General features: G+C 65.3%; 17 protein-coding genes. 7 read left to right on the top strand and 10 right to left on the bottom strand.

Annotation, left to right across the window (positions count from 1 at the left end; all coding sequences use genetic code 11):
- Nucleotides 1-148 precede the first annotated feature (148 nt).
- The 3 genes from JQ592_RS31525 to JQ592_RS31535 all read left to right on the top strand — a co-directional run bounded on the left by JQ592_RS31525 (nt 149) and on the right by JQ592_RS31535 (nt 3,755).
- Nucleotides 149-538: a transposase gene (locus JQ592_RS31525; RefSeq protein WP_246820786.1), complete on the top strand. Its 390-nt coding sequence runs from the start codon at nt 149-151 to the stop codon at nt 536-538.
- 579 nt (nt 539-1,117) lie between these two features.
- Nucleotides 1,118-3,259: a flagellar biosynthesis protein FlhA gene (flhA, locus tag JQ592_RS31530; protein WP_211406630.1), complete on the top strand. Its 2,142-nt coding sequence runs from the start codon at nt 1,118-1,120 to the stop codon at nt 3,257-3,259.
- A 295-nt stretch (nt 3,260-3,554) separates the two neighbouring features.
- The gene (locus JQ592_RS31535) at nt 3,555-3,755 is read left to right on the top strand and encodes a hypothetical protein (protein ID WP_211406631.1); all 201 of its coding nucleotides are present in this window, start codon (nt 3,555-3,557) and stop codon (nt 3,753-3,755) included.
- Nucleotides 3,756-4,064: 309 nt separating this feature from the next.
- On the opposite strand, the gene JQ592_RS31540 is transcribed toward JQ592_RS31535, so the two are convergent.
- The 6 genes from JQ592_RS31540 to fliI form a co-directional block, all read right to left on the bottom strand.
- The gene (locus tag JQ592_RS31540) at nt 4,065-5,285 is read right to left on the bottom strand and encodes an NAD(P)/FAD-dependent oxidoreductase (RefSeq protein ID WP_211406632.1); all 1,221 of its coding nucleotides are present in this window, start codon (nt 5,283-5,285) and stop codon (nt 4,065-4,067) included.
- A 117-nt stretch (nt 5,286-5,402) separates the two neighbouring features.
- Nucleotides 5,403-6,362 (bottom strand): helix-turn-helix transcriptional regulator, encoded by a 960-nt coding sequence (locus JQ592_RS31545; protein ID WP_211406633.1) that lies wholly within the window; start codon nt 6,360-6,362, stop codon nt 5,403-5,405.
- Between the two features lie 254 nt (nt 6,363-6,616).
- Nucleotides 6,617-7,678 carry an anti-sigma factor gene (locus JQ592_RS31550; protein WP_211406634.1) on the bottom strand — a complete coding sequence of 354 codons (1,062 nt, stop codon included), beginning with the start codon at nt 7,676-7,678 and terminating at the stop codon, nt 6,617-6,619.
- Nucleotides 7,679-7,715: 37 nt separating this feature from the next.
- Complete coding sequence (locus JQ592_RS31555; protein ID WP_211406635.1) at nt 7,716-8,261, bottom strand: sigma-70 family RNA polymerase sigma factor; 546 nt, start codon at nt 8,259-8,261, stop codon at nt 7,716-7,718.
- 316 nt (nt 8,262-8,577) lie between these two features.
- Complete coding sequence (gene fliJ / locus JQ592_RS31560) at nt 8,578-8,997, bottom strand: flagellar export protein FliJ (protein ID WP_008562039.1); 420 nt, start codon at nt 8,995-8,997, stop codon at nt 8,578-8,580.
- A gap of 129 nt (nt 8,998-9,126) precedes the next feature.
- A complete protein-coding gene (fliI, locus tag JQ592_RS31565) occupies nt 9,127-10,452 on the bottom strand; it encodes a flagellar protein export ATPase FliI (protein ID WP_211406636.1) in 1,326 nt (441 codons plus the stop codon).
- Between the two features lie 446 nt (nt 10,453-10,898).
- On the opposite strand from fliI, the gene ctrA reads away from it, so the two are divergent.
- The 4 genes from ctrA to JQ592_RS31585 all read left to right on the top strand — a co-directional run bounded on the left by ctrA (nt 10,899) and on the right by JQ592_RS31585 (nt 13,749).
- On the top strand, nt 10,899-11,600 hold the full coding sequence (gene ctrA / locus JQ592_RS31570; RefSeq protein WP_008138878.1) for a response regulator transcription factor CtrA: 702 nt from the start codon (nt 10,899-10,901) through the stop codon (nt 11,598-11,600).
- A gap of 170 nt (nt 11,601-11,770) precedes the next feature.
- A complete protein-coding gene (locus tag JQ592_RS31575) occupies nt 11,771-12,175 on the top strand; it encodes a DUF350 domain-containing protein (protein ID WP_211406637.1) in 405 nt (134 codons plus the stop codon).
- A 14-nt stretch (nt 12,176-12,189) separates the two neighbouring features.
- Entirely contained in the window at nt 12,190-12,585 is a 396-nt protein-coding gene (locus JQ592_RS38400) for a hypothetical protein (RefSeq protein WP_246820787.1), read from the top strand.
- Between the two features lie 3 nt (nt 12,586-12,588).
- A complete protein-coding gene (locus tag JQ592_RS31585) occupies nt 12,589-13,749 on the top strand; it encodes a glutathionylspermidine synthase family protein (RefSeq protein WP_211406639.1) in 1,161 nt (386 codons plus the stop codon).
- A gap of 162 nt (nt 13,750-13,911) precedes the next feature.
- Here JQ592_RS31585 and JQ592_RS31590 read toward each other — a convergent pair whose 3' ends face one another.
- The 4 genes from JQ592_RS31590 to JQ592_RS31605 all read right to left on the bottom strand — a co-directional run bounded on the left by JQ592_RS31590 (nt 13,912) and on the right by JQ592_RS31605 (nt 16,976).
- Nucleotides 13,912-14,784 (bottom strand): CheR family methyltransferase, encoded by an 873-nt coding sequence (locus tag JQ592_RS31590; RefSeq protein WP_211406640.1) that lies wholly within the window; start codon nt 14,782-14,784, stop codon nt 13,912-13,914.
- Nucleotides 14,781-15,992, bottom strand: coding sequence for a protein-glutamate methylesterase/protein-glutamine glutaminase (locus tag JQ592_RS31595; RefSeq protein WP_211406641.1), 1,212 nt, complete (start codon nt 15,990-15,992; stop codon nt 14,781-14,783). The genes JQ592_RS31590 and JQ592_RS31595 overlap by 4 nt, the downstream gene beginning before the upstream one ends.
- Nucleotides 15,993-16,067: 75 nt before the next feature.
- Nucleotides 16,068-16,433 carry a response regulator gene (locus JQ592_RS31600; RefSeq protein ID WP_007600538.1) on the bottom strand — a complete coding sequence of 122 codons (366 nt, stop codon included), beginning with the start codon at nt 16,431-16,433 and terminating at the stop codon, nt 16,068-16,070.
- Between the two features lie 72 nt (nt 16,434-16,505).
- Nucleotides 16,506-16,976 (bottom strand): chemotaxis protein CheW, encoded by a 471-nt coding sequence (locus JQ592_RS31605; RefSeq protein WP_211406642.1) that lies wholly within the window; start codon nt 16,974-16,976, stop codon nt 16,506-16,508.
- Nucleotides 16,977-17,147 lie beyond the last annotated feature (171 nt).

The following is a 17,147-nucleotide window of genomic DNA, read 5'->3' on the forward strand; positions in this document are numbered from 1 at the left end:
GGTTACTGTGCGTACGCCTAGGCTAGCGAGCATAGTTACAAATCGTGAGGCGCCCTGAAGTTGCGGTCGCCTAAAGTTACCTAAAGTTACGGTGACAGTGCTGGACTGCACTAAATTACACCGGCCGCTTTCGCGGCCATGATGCGGCATGGCTCGTCTTGCTCGTGTCGTCGTCCCCGGTCATCCCCACCATGTCACCCAGCGCGGCAATGGCCGGGCGCGCACGTTCTTCGAGGACGGCGACTATGCGCTGTATCGCGACCTGCTCGCTGCAAACTGCAAAGCCGCCGGCGTCGAGGTGTGGGCCTGGTGCCTGATGCCCAACCACGTGCACCTCATCCAGGTGCCGTCCGATCCCGAAGGGCTGCGCCATGCGCTCGCGCGCGTGCACCGCAGCTATGCCGGGACCATCCAGGCGCGACGCAAGCGCACCGGACATTTCCGGCAAGGCCGTTTCGGTGCCGTCGCCATGGACGAACAGCATCTCGAGGCGACGCTGCGCTATGCAAGCATGCTGGACGATTTTGCTGATCTTTGACGAAGCAAGCATGGAATGAAGATCGTGTTGGATTTCGCGAAAGCGGGGAATTCGGCGCCGTCTATGGCGACTAGCCGGTAGCGATTTCCGAACGGAGCCAGCATGCCATACTGCCACTGTTTTGCCCGACGCGTCAAAGGGTGTTCGCAAAATACGAAATTCGTGCCGGCCGCGAATCGCGCCCGGCTGACGGCGTGTCCGGCTGCGAAAACTAGCCTGCGCCGCAGATGCCGCGCCCCTTGCCGGTTTGCTGCTGATTTGCCCGACGCGGCAATGGCTTGACGGAGCGGGCCCTGCGCCGGCCAGCAACCGCGCTTCTACTGTGCATGGGGTTGTTTTTCACATTTTGCAGAAGGGCGCCCCCGGTCCGACCTCCCGCCGTCGCCCCCTCCGTTAACCCTTTGCTAACCATACACCGGGCAAAAATTGCCGGGTGAAGTCGAGTGTCGTCGGCCGCGTTAGGACGGGAGAGCCCCCGTGGACGCCAGTGCGGTGCCTCACTTTCGGAACGGCGGCCCATCGGCCGCCGCGCAGACGTTTGGGGCGCGCGGCCGGCAGTCGCGCGGGGAGGCAGCTACCATGGTCGACGTCACCGCGGGACAGGGCGTAGGCGGCGGAAAGCCCGGCGTCCCCTCCCTCAACGAGATCGTCAACATCCTCAAGCGCGGCGACATCGCGCTGGCGCTCGGCATCCTCACCATCCTGGTGGTGCTGATCCTCCCCCTGCCCGCGATCGTGCTCGACCTGTTCCTGGCGATCTCGATCACACTCTCGATCCTGATCCTGATGACGTCGCTGTTCATCCAGGCGCCGCTGGAGTTCTCGGCCTTCCCGACTATCCTGCTGATCTCGACCATGCTGCGCCTGTCGCTCAACATGGCCTCGACCCGCCTGATCCTGTCGCATGGCCACGAGGGCACGGACGCCGCCGGTCACGTCATCGAGGCCTTCGGCAGCTTCGTGATGGGCGGCAATTTCGTCATCGGCATCATCGTTTTCGCCATCCTGATCATCGTCAACTTCGTCGTCATCACCAAGGGTTCGGGCCGTATCGCCGAAGTCGCCGCCCGCTTCCACCTCGACGCCATGCCGGGCAAGCAGATGGCGATCGACGCCGACCTCTCCGCCGGCCTGATCGACGAGAAGGTCGCCAAGCAGCGGCGCAAAGAGCTGGAGGACGAGAGCGGCTTCTTCGGCGCCATGGACGGTGCCTCCAAATTCGTCCGCGGCGATGCCATTGCGGGCCTCCTCATTGTCTTCATCAACGTCGTCGGCGGCATGATCATCGGCGTGGCGCAACAGGGCATGTCGTTCGCCGACGCCGGACGCAGCTACACGCTGCTGACGGTGGGTGACGGCCTCGTCACCCAGGTGCCGGCGCTGATCGTCTCGACCGCCGCGGGCCTGCTCGTCTCCAAGGCCGGCGTGTCCGGCGCCGCCGACAAGGCGCTGATGAAGCAGTTCTCCGGCTATCCGCAGGCGCTGGCGATGTCCTCGGCGGTGATGCTGGTGCTGGCGGCGCTGCCTGGCATTCCCACCATCCCCTTCCTGGCGCTCGGCGCCGGCGCCGGTGCGCTGGCCTGGCACGCCCGCAACCACAAGCGCACCGCGGTGAAGGCCGAGGAAGCCGCCAACGCCGCGCCTGCCACTGGTGCACCGGGTGTAGCCGGCGCGGCCGCGGCGGAGGAGCCGATCTCGGCCGCGCTCAAGATCGACGACCTCAAGATCGAGCTCGGCTATGCGCTGCTGCCGCTCGTCAACGGGCCCGATGGCACCGACCGCCTCACCGAGCAGATCAAGGCGCTGCGCCGCTCGCTCGCGATCGAGATGGGTTTTGTGATGCCGGCGGTGCGCATCCTCGACAACGTCCAGCTCGAGGCCAATACCTACATCATCAAGATCAAGGAGGTCGACGCCGGCACCGGCAAGATCTGGCCGAACCAGTTCATGGTCATGGACCCCGGCGGCAGCCAGGTTCAGGTACCCGGCATCCACACCACCGAACCGACCTTCGGCCTGCCCGCGACCTGGGTCGATGCCAGCCTCAAGGAGGAAGCCTCGCTCAAGGGCTACACCGTCGTCGACGCCGCGACCGTGCTCTCGACCCATCTCACCGAGCTGCTCAAGGCCAACATGTCGGACCTGCTCTCCTATGGCGAGGTGCAGAAGCTGCTCAAGGAGCTGCCGAAGGAGCAGAGCGAGCTGGTCAAGGACATCGTCCCCGGACAGGTCACGGTCTCCGGCATCCAGCGCGTGCTGCAGCTGCTGCTCGCCGAGCGCATCTCGATCCGCGATCTCTCGACCATCCTCGAAGGCATCGCGGACTCGCTCGCCTTCTCGCGCAATCCCTCCACCATGGTCGAGCACGTCCGCGCCCGCCTGGCGCGCCAGATCTGCGCGCAAAACACCTCGTACAACGGCTACCTGCCGCTGATTGCGCTGTCGGCGCGGTGGGAGCAGGCCTTTGCCGAATCCATCATCGGCCAGGGCGAGGAGCGCAGCCTCGCCATGCAGCCCTCGAAGCTGTCGGAGTTCATGACCGCCGTGCGCGAGGCGTTCGAGCGCGCCGCCCGCGAAGGCGAGGCGCCGGTGCTGGTCACCTCTGCGGCAATTCGTCCCTTCGTGCGCTCACTCGTCGAGCGGTTCCGCGCCCAGACCACCGTGCTGTCGCAGGCTGAAATCCACCCCAGGGCGAGGTTGAAAACGGTCGGAAGCATCTGATTTGCCTTAAGAAGCCGTGTGTTTTTCGGCCACAGGCAAATGGTTTTTGAGTTCCTGGCGCCTTGTGGTCCAAAGGCCGGAAAGGCGCCCAGAAAGCACATTACAGCTTTGAAATAATTATAAAAAAGAACGATCAAGAGCCGCATCTTGATCGCGATCTTTCACGTCATATCACGCTCTTGTGATCGCCTCTTGGGAACGAATCCGCCCAATACTAGGTTGTTGGGCACCGGAAGCATGAACCTGCCTCAATCGGCGGGCGACTACTTCGGGTAGATGGCGGCAGGAGGCTTCCATGAACCACTCGATCTACAGCGCCGATCGCGCGACCCATTTGAAGGTTGTGGTCGTCGCCCTCGTCGCAGGGATCGCGGTGGCGGGCTTCAGCATCACGGCACGCTCGGGTTCGGATGAAGGTCTGACCCAGACGGCCCGCGTCATCAAGGCCGGCAAGCCGGTCGTTATCACCAGCTCGAACGCGTCCCTCGTTCGATAAGGAGATTTGACGAGTTTTGTGAATTCACGCGGCTCTTTACCAGCCCCCCAAAGTCGCCACGTGGATATGTAGACGACCCCAACCCCAAGTCGACTACAGAAAGCGCCCGCCCCCCACGGGCGCTTTCTCACGTCTGGGGGGTAGCTTGGAAGATCGAGACCACATAGTCGGTGTCGTCCTGGCGAAGGCCAGGACCCATACCGCGAGGTCTGTCGATTGGACGAGGTGCCAGTCCCGGGCAACGTGTCTTCGCCAAACTGCTCCTTGGGGTAATGGGTCCTGGCTTTCGCCAGGACGACAGCTGAAGATTCACCGCGCCCCATAGGTCGGCGGCGGCACCTGCACGATTGGCGCAGCGGCCGCGAACAGCTCGTCCTTGCTGCCGTTGAGCGGCGGATAGATGCGCTTGCGGTTGATGGTCTGCTTGGTCGCCTTCGCGGCTGCGCCGGTGGCGCGAACCTCGCGATCCCAGCCCTCCGTATAGAGCGCGCCCCAGCTGCCGAGATCGAGCACGGTGACGTACCAGTCGATCCGCAGCGGCAGCATTGGCTCACCGGCAAGATCGGCCACCACATTGTGGCCGGCGAAACGGCCCATGGGCCGGGCGAACTGGCAGGACATCACGGTCGGATGCAGTCCGTCGACCACGCTGGAGGCAACGTCGCCGGCCGCGAACACGCCAGGCAGATCCGCAACACGCATGAAGGGATCGACCAGCAGGCGCCCGAGCCGATCGCGTGCGCCAGGAAAGTTTTCGGCGAGCCGGCTCGCACGCATTCCGGCGCACCAGATCACCGTCTGGGTCGGGATGAACTCGCCCGAGCTCAGGTGAATGCCGGCGGCCTCGACCGAGACGACGCGCGCGCCGAGCCGCGTCTCGACATCGAGCGACGACAAGGCCGATTCGATGACGGGACGCGCATGCGCGCCGATGGTGACGCCCACGGTCGGATTGGGATCGACCAGGATGATGCGGCGGCTGCCGGTGATGCCGGCACGCGCCAGCCTGTCCGGCATCTCGGCCGCGACCTCGATGCCGGTAAAGCCGGCGCCGACCACCACGACCGTCGAACGCCCCGGCGACGGCGCGCTGCGCCCGAGCGAGGCGAGATGATCCTCGAGGCGAAGCGCCGCAGCGTAGGTGTCGACGTCGAAGGCGTGATCGGCAAGGCCCGGAATGTCCGGGCGCATCACCTCGCTGCCGAGTGCGAGCACGAGGCGGTCATAGCTCAGCGTCTCCTCGCCGCCGCTGGTGACGAGCGATATCTCGCGATGCGCCGGATCGATGGACTCGACCTCGCCGAGGCCGTGCGTGACGCCGATCGGATCGAGCAATTGCGCAAGCGGAAGCGCGACCTCGCTGAGGTCGGTCTCGTAATTGCGCACTCGGATGTTGTGATAGGGGTTGCGGTCGATGACGCGGATCTCGATGTCACGGCTGGCTGCGCCGATCTCGTCGCGCTTGCGCGCAGCGCCGATGGCCGCCCACAGACCTGCAAACCCGGCGCCGAGCACGACGATACGCGCCATGTCCGCCTACTGCACTTTCCAAAGAGATCCTGCGGCCTGCCCGCGCAGTCAGATATAGCCCATTCGCACCGGCCGACCAACTGCGGCAGCACAAGGCTGCTGCACAAAAACGTGGGCTCACGCCTCGCGCAGTTCCGACGGCGTCGCGCCAAACCGCTTGCGGAAGGCGCGGTTGAAATAGGACAGGTCGGAGAAGCCCGAGGAATGCGCGATGTCGCTGATCTTGCGTGCCCTCGCACGGGGATCGCCGAGCTGCTTTCGCGCCAGCAGCAGGCGCTGCTCCAGCACGAATTCGGTGAAGGTGGTGCCGGCCTGCTCGAACAGGCGCTGCGCTTGACGCGGGCTGAGCCCCGAGCGTGTCGCGACTTCGGCCAGGCAGAGATCGTTGCGGCCGAGCGCGGCCATCACGTCGGCCTGCATCAGGTCGAGCCGGGCCGCCGCGTGCCCGCGCCCGCGCGCGAGGCTTGCGTGCTCGGCATCGGTGCCGAGCAGGAGGCCGACGAGATCGACCATGTGCTGCGCGGTCAGGCGCTGGCCGACGGCGTCGAGATGCGGCGCGTGATTGGCGGCGAGCGCATGGTAGCGGAAGATGGTCTCGACGACCGCGCCGTCGGAGAGCACTTGCGACAGCTTGTCCTCGGCGCGCGGATTGATGTCCAGCAGCGCGCGGCGCGGCATGCGGATGCTGGTGAAGCGATCCTCAATGGTGTGGCCGACGGTGCCGGTGATGCCCATGTCGACGAGCACCATCTGCGCGGGCGCAAGCTCCACGGTGTGGCCATTCTGTCCGACGCGGACGAGGCCCGCATGCGCCGATATCAGCACGAGATCGTCGCTGCCATCGGCAAGGTGACTCTGGGCGCGCGAATATTGCGCGGAGGCGCCTTCGGGAATGGCGAGCACGATATTGTCGACCACGCTGATCTGGAGCCGGCAATCGATGCTGTCGCCATGGCTCGGCCCGATGTCGAGGCCGCAGGGGCCGACGGCCCGCTCGCGCCAATGCTCGAAGGCCGGACCGTGCGGCAGGCCTGCATATTGGTGAATGAAGATGCCCGGCGTTCTCGCTGCATCCATCTGATGTCTCGCCCCTCTTCGGCACAATGATCGGCCGCGCCGACTGCAAATTCCGGGGATTTGACGCGGCGAATTGCGGGGAGGTTCAAACCGGGATGGGATTTGGCGGGATTTGTCGGAATGCGACGTCGGCATGGACGACGGCGACAATTGGGGGGCTCTTGTAGCCCGGATGGAGCGCAGCGAAATCCGGGACAGTCTCTCCGCGGCGCGAGGCCCCGGATTACGCTTGCGCTCCATCCGGGCTACGGCCCCTACTTCTTCGCAGGCGCCTGCGGCTGGGCCGGCGGCACGGTCTCGATCAGCTTGCCGGTGAACACCGGTGCCGAGGTCGGCTGGCCGCTCTGCGAGCCGCCGGCCTGCTCGATGGTGACGGCATAGGTCGCGCCGTTGACGAGGTCGGCGTCGTAGCCGGCAAGCAGCGGACGCGCGGTGAACTCGCCGGCGCCGATCACGCCGAGCGAGCGCGGGCGCGGCAGCTTGTCGGAGATCAGCCAGAGCTCAAAACTCTTGCCGGGCTCCGGCGTGGCGCCGACCTTGCGCACGGTGAAATTCCGCGTCGCGCCGTCGATGGTGAGGATGAAGGCCGGGCCGCCGCCCTGGCCCTGCAGCAGCGCGACATATTGCGACGAGGCAGCGAGCGGAGCCGGTGCCTTCACCTCCACGGTCTGGATGCGCGGCGTGGGGCGCAACGCGCCCGGCAGCGCGTCGGGCTGGAAGATCTGGAGCGACAGCGTCACCAGCAGCGCGGCCGCGAGCGCGCCGACTGCGGAGGCGATGGTGCGCCAGCGCTTCACGCGGCCCTCGAGCCGGATCACATTGGTGTTGTCCACGACCGGCGCAGGCGGCGCACGCACGACGTCCGGATCGGGCGCATGGACCTGCGGCATGAAGACCGGCGCGATGTCGGGGAGCGCATCGGAGGCCGGTCGCGCCGCCTCAGGCTGCTCCGCTGCGGCAGGCTGCGGCTCGGCCGGCGGCGCGCTGTCCGAAGACGGCGGCGGCGAGGTGGCTTCAAACGAGGACGACTCCGGCGCAGGTGCGGGAGGCGGCGAGGCTTCGGCCTGCGCGGGCGACGCCTGTGCAAAGTCGGTCCGCACGAGCTCGGCCCTGATGTTCTCCCACACGATCGGACGCGGCTCGATCGTGCCGACCATCTGGTTGAGCACGCCGAGCCGATAGGACCAGGCCTGCACGATTTCGGCGAACGCCTTGTCCACCGCCATCATGGTCTCGACCTGCGCGCGCTCGTCGGCGTCGAGCGTACCGAGCGCATATTCCGCGGCGAGCGCGATATGGTCCTCCGTATAGGCCATCAATTGCGGTCCAGAACCTTCCTCGTCGTCCGAGCCATCACAATCCGAGGCACTCCCGGATATCCAGCATGCTGCGCCGCAGCCACGTCTTCACCGTGTTGACGGGCGCGACAAATTTCTCCGCCAATTGCTCGCGGCTCCAGCCGTTGTAATAGGCGAGCAGCACGAGCTTCTGACGGTCCGGCTCGAGCCGGCCGATGCATTCCAGCAGCCGCTTCAGCTCCTCCGTCATCTCGCGACGCGCCAGCGGATCGGGACTGTCGGCCGCAACCTCCATCGCCTGAGGCTCTTCCTCGATGGAGGCTTCCGACTTCTTGCGCACGATGTCGATAGCCCGGTTGCGCGCGATCGACGCCATCCACGTGATCGGCGACGAGAGCGCCGGATTGAACTGGCCGGCGCTGTTCCAGATCTTGACGTAGGTCTCCTGAATGACCTCCTCTGCGAGATCCTGCCGACGCAAGATACGGAGCACGACGCCATAGAGTTTCGCGCGCGTGGCGACGTAGAGGCGCTCGAACGCGGCCTGATCGCCCCTGGCGACCGCCTCGATCAGCCCGACCAGATCTGCCGGCGTCAGCATTCAGCCCCCTGAAACGCGGCCCGTCGCTTCCCTTCACCTCTCCCCGACGGGGAGAGGTCGATTTGCGCAGCAAATCGGGTGAGGGGGCGCAGGGCTGACGGGGGACCGTCACCCCTCACCCGGCGCTCCGCGCCGACCTCTCCCAAGGGAGAGGTGGGCACCGCCGTCGCTGGCACAGCATTCATTCCCGCTACCATAGCGCGCGGCAAAGCCGACCACCAAGGGGCGTGGCGCCGCGCTGTGGACAGCCCATACGAAAACCCGGACCTTGCGGGTCCGGGTTTGGCAAATTCTCGGCAGGTTTGCGGCTAGCGCGTCAGGCGACGGCGCCGATGCGGGCGCGCATCAGGCCGATGCTGTCGAGGTCAGCCTGCTCGCGGGCGTTCTCCTCGGCGCGTTCGCGGGCCTGGTCGCGCTCGTCGAGGAGCTCGACCTTCTTCAGCTCCTCGAAGGCCTCGGCCAAAGCGGCCTTGGCTTCATCGAGCTGGCCCTTGAGCTCGTCGGCCGAGCGGGTCAGGTTCTCGCGGCGCTGGATCGCGGCCTTGGCGTAGGTCGGATAGGCGAAGTGCGAGGGATCGTTGATCCCGGCACGGTCCTGCTCGGTCTGGATCTCGCGTTCGAGATCGACCGACATCCGCTGGAAGTCGGCGATCATGGTCTCGATCTGGGTGACCCGGCGGCGCTTCTCGTCGACCTGAAACTTCTTCAGGCGGATGAGGGTATCACGTGACTTCATCGACTCGTACTCCCCAGAAGTCCCCTAGCTGCAAGACATACACACATTGGGACGGCACCGGTCTCCCCACAGGCCCTGTGAGGGCCAAGACCGGCTCTGCTACTGTGATAGGATGATGACCTGACAAAGTTAGCGTTCCGTTTCCAAATTGCCGAGGATTTGCGCCAACTGCCGGTAGCCGTCCGCCAGCGAGGCACTTTCGTCCTTGCGCTGCCGCAGGAACGCTTCCAGCGGCTCGTGCAGGCGGATCGCCTCGTCCACCTCGGGGCTCGAGCCGGCCCGGTAGGCCCCCAGCCGGATCAATTCCTCCATGTCGGCATAGGTCGCCATCACCGCCCGCGCCTTCTGGATGGTCGGCCAGAACTGCGGATCGGCCGATTTCGGCATGGTCCGGGAGACGGATTTGAGGATGTTGATGGCGGGGTAGCGGCCGCGCTCGGCGATCGAGCGCTGCATCACGATATGACCGTCGAGGATGCCGCGGACGGCGTCCGCGATCGGCTCGTTGTGGTCATCGCCATCGACCAGCACCGTGAAGATCGCGGTGATGGCGCCCTCACCGAGGCCCGGCCCGGCCCGCTCCAGAAGCTTCGGCAGCTCGGTGAACACGGTCGGCGTATAGCCCTTGGCGGTCGGCGGCTCGCCGGCGGACAGGCCGATCTCGCGCTGGGCCATGGCAAAGCGCGTCACCGAGTCCATCAGGCAGAGCACGTCCTGGTCCTCGTCGCGAAAATACTCGGCAACCGCGAGCGTCAGATACGCCGCCTGGCGGCGCATCAGCGCCGGCTCGTCGGAGGTTGCGACCACGACGACGGAACGCGCGAGGCCCTCCTCGCCGAGATCGTCCTGCAGGAATTCCTGCACCTCGCGGCCGCGTTCGCCGATCAGCCCGATGACGCTGACGGCGGCATCGACGTTGCGCGCCAGCATCGACAGCAGCACCGATTTGCCGACGCCGGACCCCGCGAAAATGCCCATGCGCTGGCCGCGGCAGCAGGTGAGAAAGGTGTTCATGGCGCGCACGCCGAGGTCCAGCGGGCTACCGACGCGCTTGCGCGAATGCGCCGGCGGCGGCGTATTGCGGAACGGCATCGGCGAGGTGCCCTGCGGCAGCGGCCCCTTGCCGTCGATCGGCTCGCCCAGCGCGTTGACCACACGGCCGAGCCAGGCTGACGAGGGCCGCACCTGGTTGGCCGCATTGGCGATGACCGCCTTGCAGCCGCGGCGCACGCCATCGAGCCCGGCGAACGGCATCACGACGGCGTTGTTGCCGGAGAAGCCGATCACCTCGCAGGGGATGAAACGGTTGGCGCCGGTTTCGATCACGAGCCGCGCGCCGACCGACATCGCATGGATGGGACCTGCCACCTCGACCATCAGGCCGCGCACGCCGACCACGCGGCCATAGATGTTGACGCCGTCGATGTCGCCGATCTGTTCGGCAAGAGCCTTCATACAGGAGCCTTCATAAGGGCCACGCCTTCATAAGAGGGCTTTCATGAGGTGATCGCCGTCGTGCTCCGGGTCTTCACGGTGAAACTCTTAAGTTTCGCCATATTTCTGAACGGCGCTTAACTTCGTGTTTACCCGCATCATTAATCATTGCGTCACTGTCTTTGTGACTGAGCGCGTCTCCCCTTCAGAAGAAGGCTGAGTCGCGGGAGTCGGTTAGGCCCGTCTCTTAAAGTGGAGCTTGAACAGAACCGGGTAACGAAAGCTGCTTCCCGCGCAAGACCTTAGGGCGATTCGACAAAAATTGCACCGGGGGGACTTGCGTTCCAGAATCAGAGTTTGTTAACCATCTGTTGTCAGGATCCGAATCAGTTGTTCAAAGGCGTTTTGTTGAGTGCCGCGAATGCGGCCGACCTGACGCCCAGGAGCGGCGACTATGGGGAACTGGCATGCGCGTTTTGCTGATTGAAGATGACAGCGCCGTCGCGCAGTCGATCGAGCTGATGCTGAAGTCTGAGAGCTTCAACGTCTACACGACCGATTTGGGGGAAGAAGGCGTCGATCTCGGTAAACTTTACGATTACGACATTATTCTCCTCGACCTCAACCTGCCCGACATGTCCGGCTACGACGTGCTCAAGCAGCTCCGGGTCTCCAAGATCAAGACACCGATTCTGATCCTCTCCGGCCTCGCCGGCATCGAGGACAAGGTCAAGGGTCTCGGCGTCGGCGCCGACGACTACATGACCAAGCCCTTCCACAAGGACGAGCTGGTGGCCCGCATCCACGCGATCGTGCGCCGCTCCAAGGGCCATGCCCAGTCGGTCATCCAGACCGGTGACCTCGTCGTCAACCTCGACACCAAGACGGTGGAAGTCGGCGGCCAGCGCGTGCATCTGACCGGCAAGGAATACCAGATGCTGGAGCTCCTCTCGCTCCGCAAGGGCACGACCCTCACCAAGGAAATGTTCCTCAACCACCTCTATGGCGGCATGGACGAGCCGGAGCTGAAGATCATCGACGTCTTCATCTGCAAGCTCCGCAAGAAGCTCGCCAACGCCTCCGAAGGCCGCAACTTCATCGAGACCGTGTGGGGCCGCGGCTACGTGCTGCGCGAGCCGCACGAGCACGAAGAGCGCATCCCCGCCTGATCCTGGGTTTACGTCGCAAGCCCTCCCGGGCTTGCTCCTCCCAGCCTGGACCCCGCCGCAAATGGCGGGGTTTTCGTTTTTGGGGACACCGATGCGGCTTCGTCGCCGTCCGGCCGTTGAACCGCTATCCTTCTCCCGCCGACGAATGGTCGCTGCACGATGGGGGAACGATGATCCTGCAATCACTCGCCGGCCTGCCCGCCTTCCTGGTCTATTTCTGCACCGGGTTGATCGCGATCGTGGCGTATCTGTTCGTCTATACCCGCATCACCCCCTACAACGAGTTCCAGCTGATCCGCGACAATGAGCCGGCCGCCGCGATCGCGCTCGGCCTCAGCCTGCTCGGCTTCGTGGCGCCGCTGGTCAGCGCCATCGCGCATTCGGCCAATGTGCTGGACTGCCTGATCTGGGCGATGATCGCGCTGGTCGTGCAGGTGATCGTGTTCTTTCTCGTCAAGGTGCCGGTGCCGAACCTGTCGGCGCGGATCGCCGCCGGCGAGCTTGCGCCGGCCATCTGGCTCGGCCTGTCCTCGCTCGCCGCGGGCCTCCTCAACGCCGCCTGCATGATCTACTGACATGATCAACTGATATGGCCAACAAACCCACCAGCAAGGAGTTCGGCAAGCGCCGGCCGTCGGTGCCGCCGACACCGCGCGCGCCGGTGAAGCGCTCCGGCCATGTCGCGCTCCTGGTGATGGGCACGATCGCGGTCGGCACCACCGCCTATACGCTGATGCCGCGACAGACTTGCGAGCCCCCTCCTCCCGGGACGGATCCAACGGTGCAGACGAGCACCGCGTGCAGCAGCAGCAGAAGCAGCTCTTCGGGCGGCAGCGGCGGCTCGGGCTCATCGTCTCGATCGAGCTTCTTCAGCAGCGATTCCTCGAGCCATTCCTCGTCGAGCACGTCATACGACTCGGGCCACAGCAGCGTGAGCCGCGGCGGCTTCGGCTCGTTCGGCCACGGCTTTTCGGGCGGAGGCTGATCCATGCAGCGCATCACCTGCCTCGAGCGCGACGACTGGCGAGAGACCGCAGCGCAATGCGGCTTCGTCTTCCACACCGTCGGCGGCGACCGCTATTGGGACGAGCGCGCCTATTACGCCTTCACGCTCGACGAGATCGAGCGCGGCATCGAGACGCCGACCGGCGAGATCGACGCGATGTGCCTTGAGCTTGCCGGCCGCGTGATCGGCGACGAGCGGCATCTGCGGCGCCTGAAGATTCCGGAGGCATTCTGGAGCCTGATCGCCGAGAGCTGGGAGCGTGACGACCGCAGCCTCTATGGTCGGCTCGACCTGAAGTTCGACGGCAAGTCGCCGGCAAAGCTGCTCGAATACAACGCGGATACGCCGACCTCGATCTTCGAGGCTGCCGTATTCCAATGGACCTGGCTCGAACAGGCGATCGAGCGCCGCATCGTTCCCTCGCGCGCCGATCAGTTCAACTCCATCCACGAGCGGCTGATCGAGGCATGGAAGACGATCGCCGCCGGCCGTCACCTGCATCTCACCGGCACCACCGGCAATGACGAGGACGCCGGCACGCTCGCCTATCTCGAAGACACGGCACGCCAGGCCGGACTCTCGACCACGCTGCTCGACATCGAACAAGTCGGCTGGCGCGATGAGGACGGCGGCTTCGTCGATCTCGACGATGCCGACATCGCGCTCGTCTTCAAGCTCTATCCCTGGGAATGGATGTTCCAGGACGCCTTCGGCGCAAAGCTCAAGGACGCCCCGACGCGCTGGATCGAGCCGCCATGGAAGGCGGTGCTCTCCAACAAGGGCATCCTGCCGCTGCTCTGGGAGATGTTTCCGAACCATCCCAATCTGCTGCCGGCCTTCTTCGAGGACGATCCACGTTCCGCTGAACTCGGAACGTCCTATGTGCGCAAGCCGCTGCTATCGCGCGAAGGCGCCAATGTCACGCTGGTGTCGGGCGGCATGCCGCTCGACGAGCAGGCGGGCCCCTACGGCTCCGAAGGCTTTGTGCGACAGGCGCTGTCGCCGCTGCCAAATTTTTCAGGCTTCTATCCGGTGATCGGAAGCTGGCTGGTGAACCACGAGCCGTGCGGTCTGTCGATCCGCGAGGACGAGAGCCCGATCACGGGCAACAGCTCGCGGTTTCTGCCGCATGCGATTTTGTGAAGTCTCTGTCATTCCGGGGCGCGACGTAGTCGCGAGCCCGGAATCCATAACCACAGGCGGATCGAACAGCCCCACGTCTAACCGCCTGCCTATTTCAATGGCCTGTGGTTATGGATTCCGGGCTCCGCGCTGATGCGCGGCCCCGGAATGACGAAGAGAAGATCACCTCGCAGCTGCAACCTTCTGCGGCTGCGGCATCAGCCCGCCCATCGCCCGGCCGGAGCGCGCGGGGTTGAGCTGATAGAGGCCGCGACGCTCGGTGATCGGGCGGAACGTGTCGGTGATACCGACGACGGATTCGGCGGCGCCGAGCAGCAGCGTGCCGTCGGCCTCCATCGCCTTGGCCATGCGCTCGAAGATCACCGCCTTGGTGTCCTGGTCGAAATAGATCAGCACGTTGCGGCAGAAGATCACGTCGAACGTGCCGAGATGGGAGAAGTCCTGGAGCAGATTGAGCTGGCGGAACTGCACCATGGCGCGAATGTCGGCATTGAGCTGCCAGAGCTCGCCGACTTGCGTGAAGTATTTCATCAGGTGCTGGATCGGCAGGCCGCGCTGCACCTCGAACTGGCTGTAGACGCCGGCCTTGGATTTCTCCAGCACCTCCTGCGACAGATCGGTGGCGACGATCTCGATGCGCCAGCCGGCGAGGACCGCGCCCATCTCCTTCACGCACATTGCGATCGAATAGGGCTCCTGCCCCGTCGACGAGGCCGCCGACCAGATCCGCAAGCTCTTGCGTGCCGCGCGCACCTGGATCAGGCCCGGCAGAATGGTGTCGCGCAAGTGGTCAAACGGGATCTTGTCGCGATAGAAGAAGGTCTCGTTGGTGGTCATGGCTTCGACCACGTCGGTCGCAAGCCGGCCGTCGCCGTTCCTGATCTTCAGCACGAGATCGGGAATGCCTGACAGGCTCGCCTTGCGCGCGAGCGGCAGCAGCCGGCTCTCGACCAGGTACTGCTTGTCGGGCGAGAGATCGAGGCCCGAGCGCTCCTTCAGGAACTTGCGCAGATAATCGTAATCCGCGGGCGTCACGAGCGGTCTCCCGCGAACAGGCGGTTGACCTTGGCGCCGATCTGGTTGAGCGGCAGGATCGCTGCGCAGATGCCGGCATTGGCGGCCGCACCCGGCATGCCCCAGACCACGCTGGAGGCTTCGTCCTGCGCAATCACGCTGCCGCCGGCCGCTACGATGTCCTTGCCGCCGCGCATGCCGTCCGAGCCCATGCCCGTCAGGATCACCGAGAGGATGGCGCCATGCCAGATGTCGATGGCGGAGGTGAAGAGCGGATCGACCGCCGGCTTGCAGAAATTGACGGCGGGACCGTCGTCGAGCGCAATCGCGACGTCCGCGCCGCTGCGCGCGAGGCGCATATGCTTGCCGCCGGGCGCAAGGTAGATGCGTCCCGGCTTCACCGGCTCGCCGTCAACCGCCTCTGCTGCCGGGCGGCGGCTCGAACGCGCCAGATGCTCGGCAAGAATGGTGGTGAAGGTCGGCGGCATGTGCTGGGTGATCAGCACCGGGAAGCGGTCGATCACCGGCCCGAGCTCGGTGACGAGCGCCATCAGCGCCTGCGGACCACCGGTCGAGGAGCCGATCAGCAGCACCTTCGGGGCCTGGGTCGAGAACGGACGCGTCGACAGCACTCCAGAGGACGGAGCATGCACGGCCGGAGCGGGTGCCGGCGCGGCAGGCCGCGTGACGGCCGGTGCACGCGCAGCCGGGGTAGTCGGAGCAGCAGGGCTCGCCGGCGCGATCGGCGGGCTCGCAACCGCGGGCTTGCGACGCAGCCGCGCACCGAGATGGCGGATCTTCTGGATCAGGTCGTGATGGAAGGTGTCGGCGGCCGACGCCTCGCGCGTCGATTCCGGCTTCGGAATGTAATCGGCCGCGCCGAGCGACAGCGCCTTGAAGCTGACCTCCGCGTTGCGGCGGGTCAGCGTCGAGGCCATGATGATGACGAGATCGCGCTTCTTCGCCAGCAATTTCGGCAGCGCCGAGATGCCGTCGAGCTCGGGCATTTCGATGTCGAGCACGGCGACATCGGGGTTGATGCGTTCGAGCTGGTTGACCGCCTCGAGCCCGGTGCGCAAGGAAGCAGCGACCTCCATGTCGTGCTCGGCGCCGATCCAGCGCGAGATCAGACCGCGGATGACGACGGAGTCGTCAACGATCATCACCCGCAGCGGCCCGGCTTCGCGCGACGTGCCCGTGGTCGAATTACCTGCGAACGCAACACTCATTACTCACCAACTCAGACTGAAACGGTTCAGTTGAAAACAATCGCCGAAGGATCCGTTCAGCCTCCGGGCGGTCGCTCAGATAAGTCCGACTTCCTGGAATTTCGCCGTCACGATGTCCTTGTCGAACGGCTTCATGATGTATTCGTTGGCACCGGCGTGCAGCGCGCGCGCAATGTGCGCGACATCGTTCTCGGTGGTGCAGAACACCACCTTGGGCTGGTCGCCGCCGGGCATGCGGCGGAGATGGCCGAGGAACTCGTAGCCATCCATGACCGGCATGTTCCAGTCGAGCAGCACCGCATCGGGCAGGCCGCGCTTGCAGGCCTCCAGCGCCTTCTCACCGTCCTCGGCTTCGAGGATCTGGAAGTCGAGGCCCTCCAGGATCCGGCGCGCAACCTTGCGGATGACGCTGGAATCATCAACGACGAGACAAGTTCGCATGTGAACCTCTGCTTCCTGTCCCCTTGCGGGGGCACTTCCAATTACTGGCACGTCGGCGGCAATGCCGCCGTATCAGGCCGCCATCATCTCGGGCGCAAGCTCGAGGACGCGATCGACGTCGAGCACGACCATGAGCTGACCGTCGAGGCGGTGGACGCCGCCGGCGAGCTTGGCCATGCGGGGATCGAGGTTGACGGGGTTCTCTTCCATGCCGGCCTCGGGCAGGCGCAGCACCTCGCCGATCTGATCGATCAGCAGGCCATAGGATTCACCGCGCAAATCGACGCCGACCGCCATCGGGGTTTTGCCGTCCTCGGCCTTGGGCAGGCCGAGACGGGCGCGCATGTCGACGACGGTGACGATGCGGCCGCGCAGGTTCAGCACGCCCGCGATCTCGCGCGAGGACAAGGGCACGCGGGTGACGCGCTCGGGCATGAACACGTCCTGGACGCGGGAGATCGGCAGGCCGAACAGCTGGCCGCCGATCATCGCGGTGACGTATTCGACCATGGCGCCTTCGCTGGATTGGGTCTTGCTGCTCATCGATCTGACTCCTGATCCCGAACGCTCTTCTGTTTGAGCATGATCTCGTCGGAAAACCGCTTCACACTTTTCCGGATCATGCTCTTATGCCGCCGCCCGGCTCAGCTCGGAGGCGCCGGCGGCGCCCGCGGTCTGCTCCTTCAGCGCCGCGATCAGACCGGGACGGTCGAA

This window comes from Bradyrhizobium iriomotense (assembly GCF_018129405.1).
Lineage (GTDB): Bacteria > Pseudomonadota > Alphaproteobacteria > Rhizobiales > Xanthobacteraceae > Bradyrhizobium > Bradyrhizobium iriomotense_B.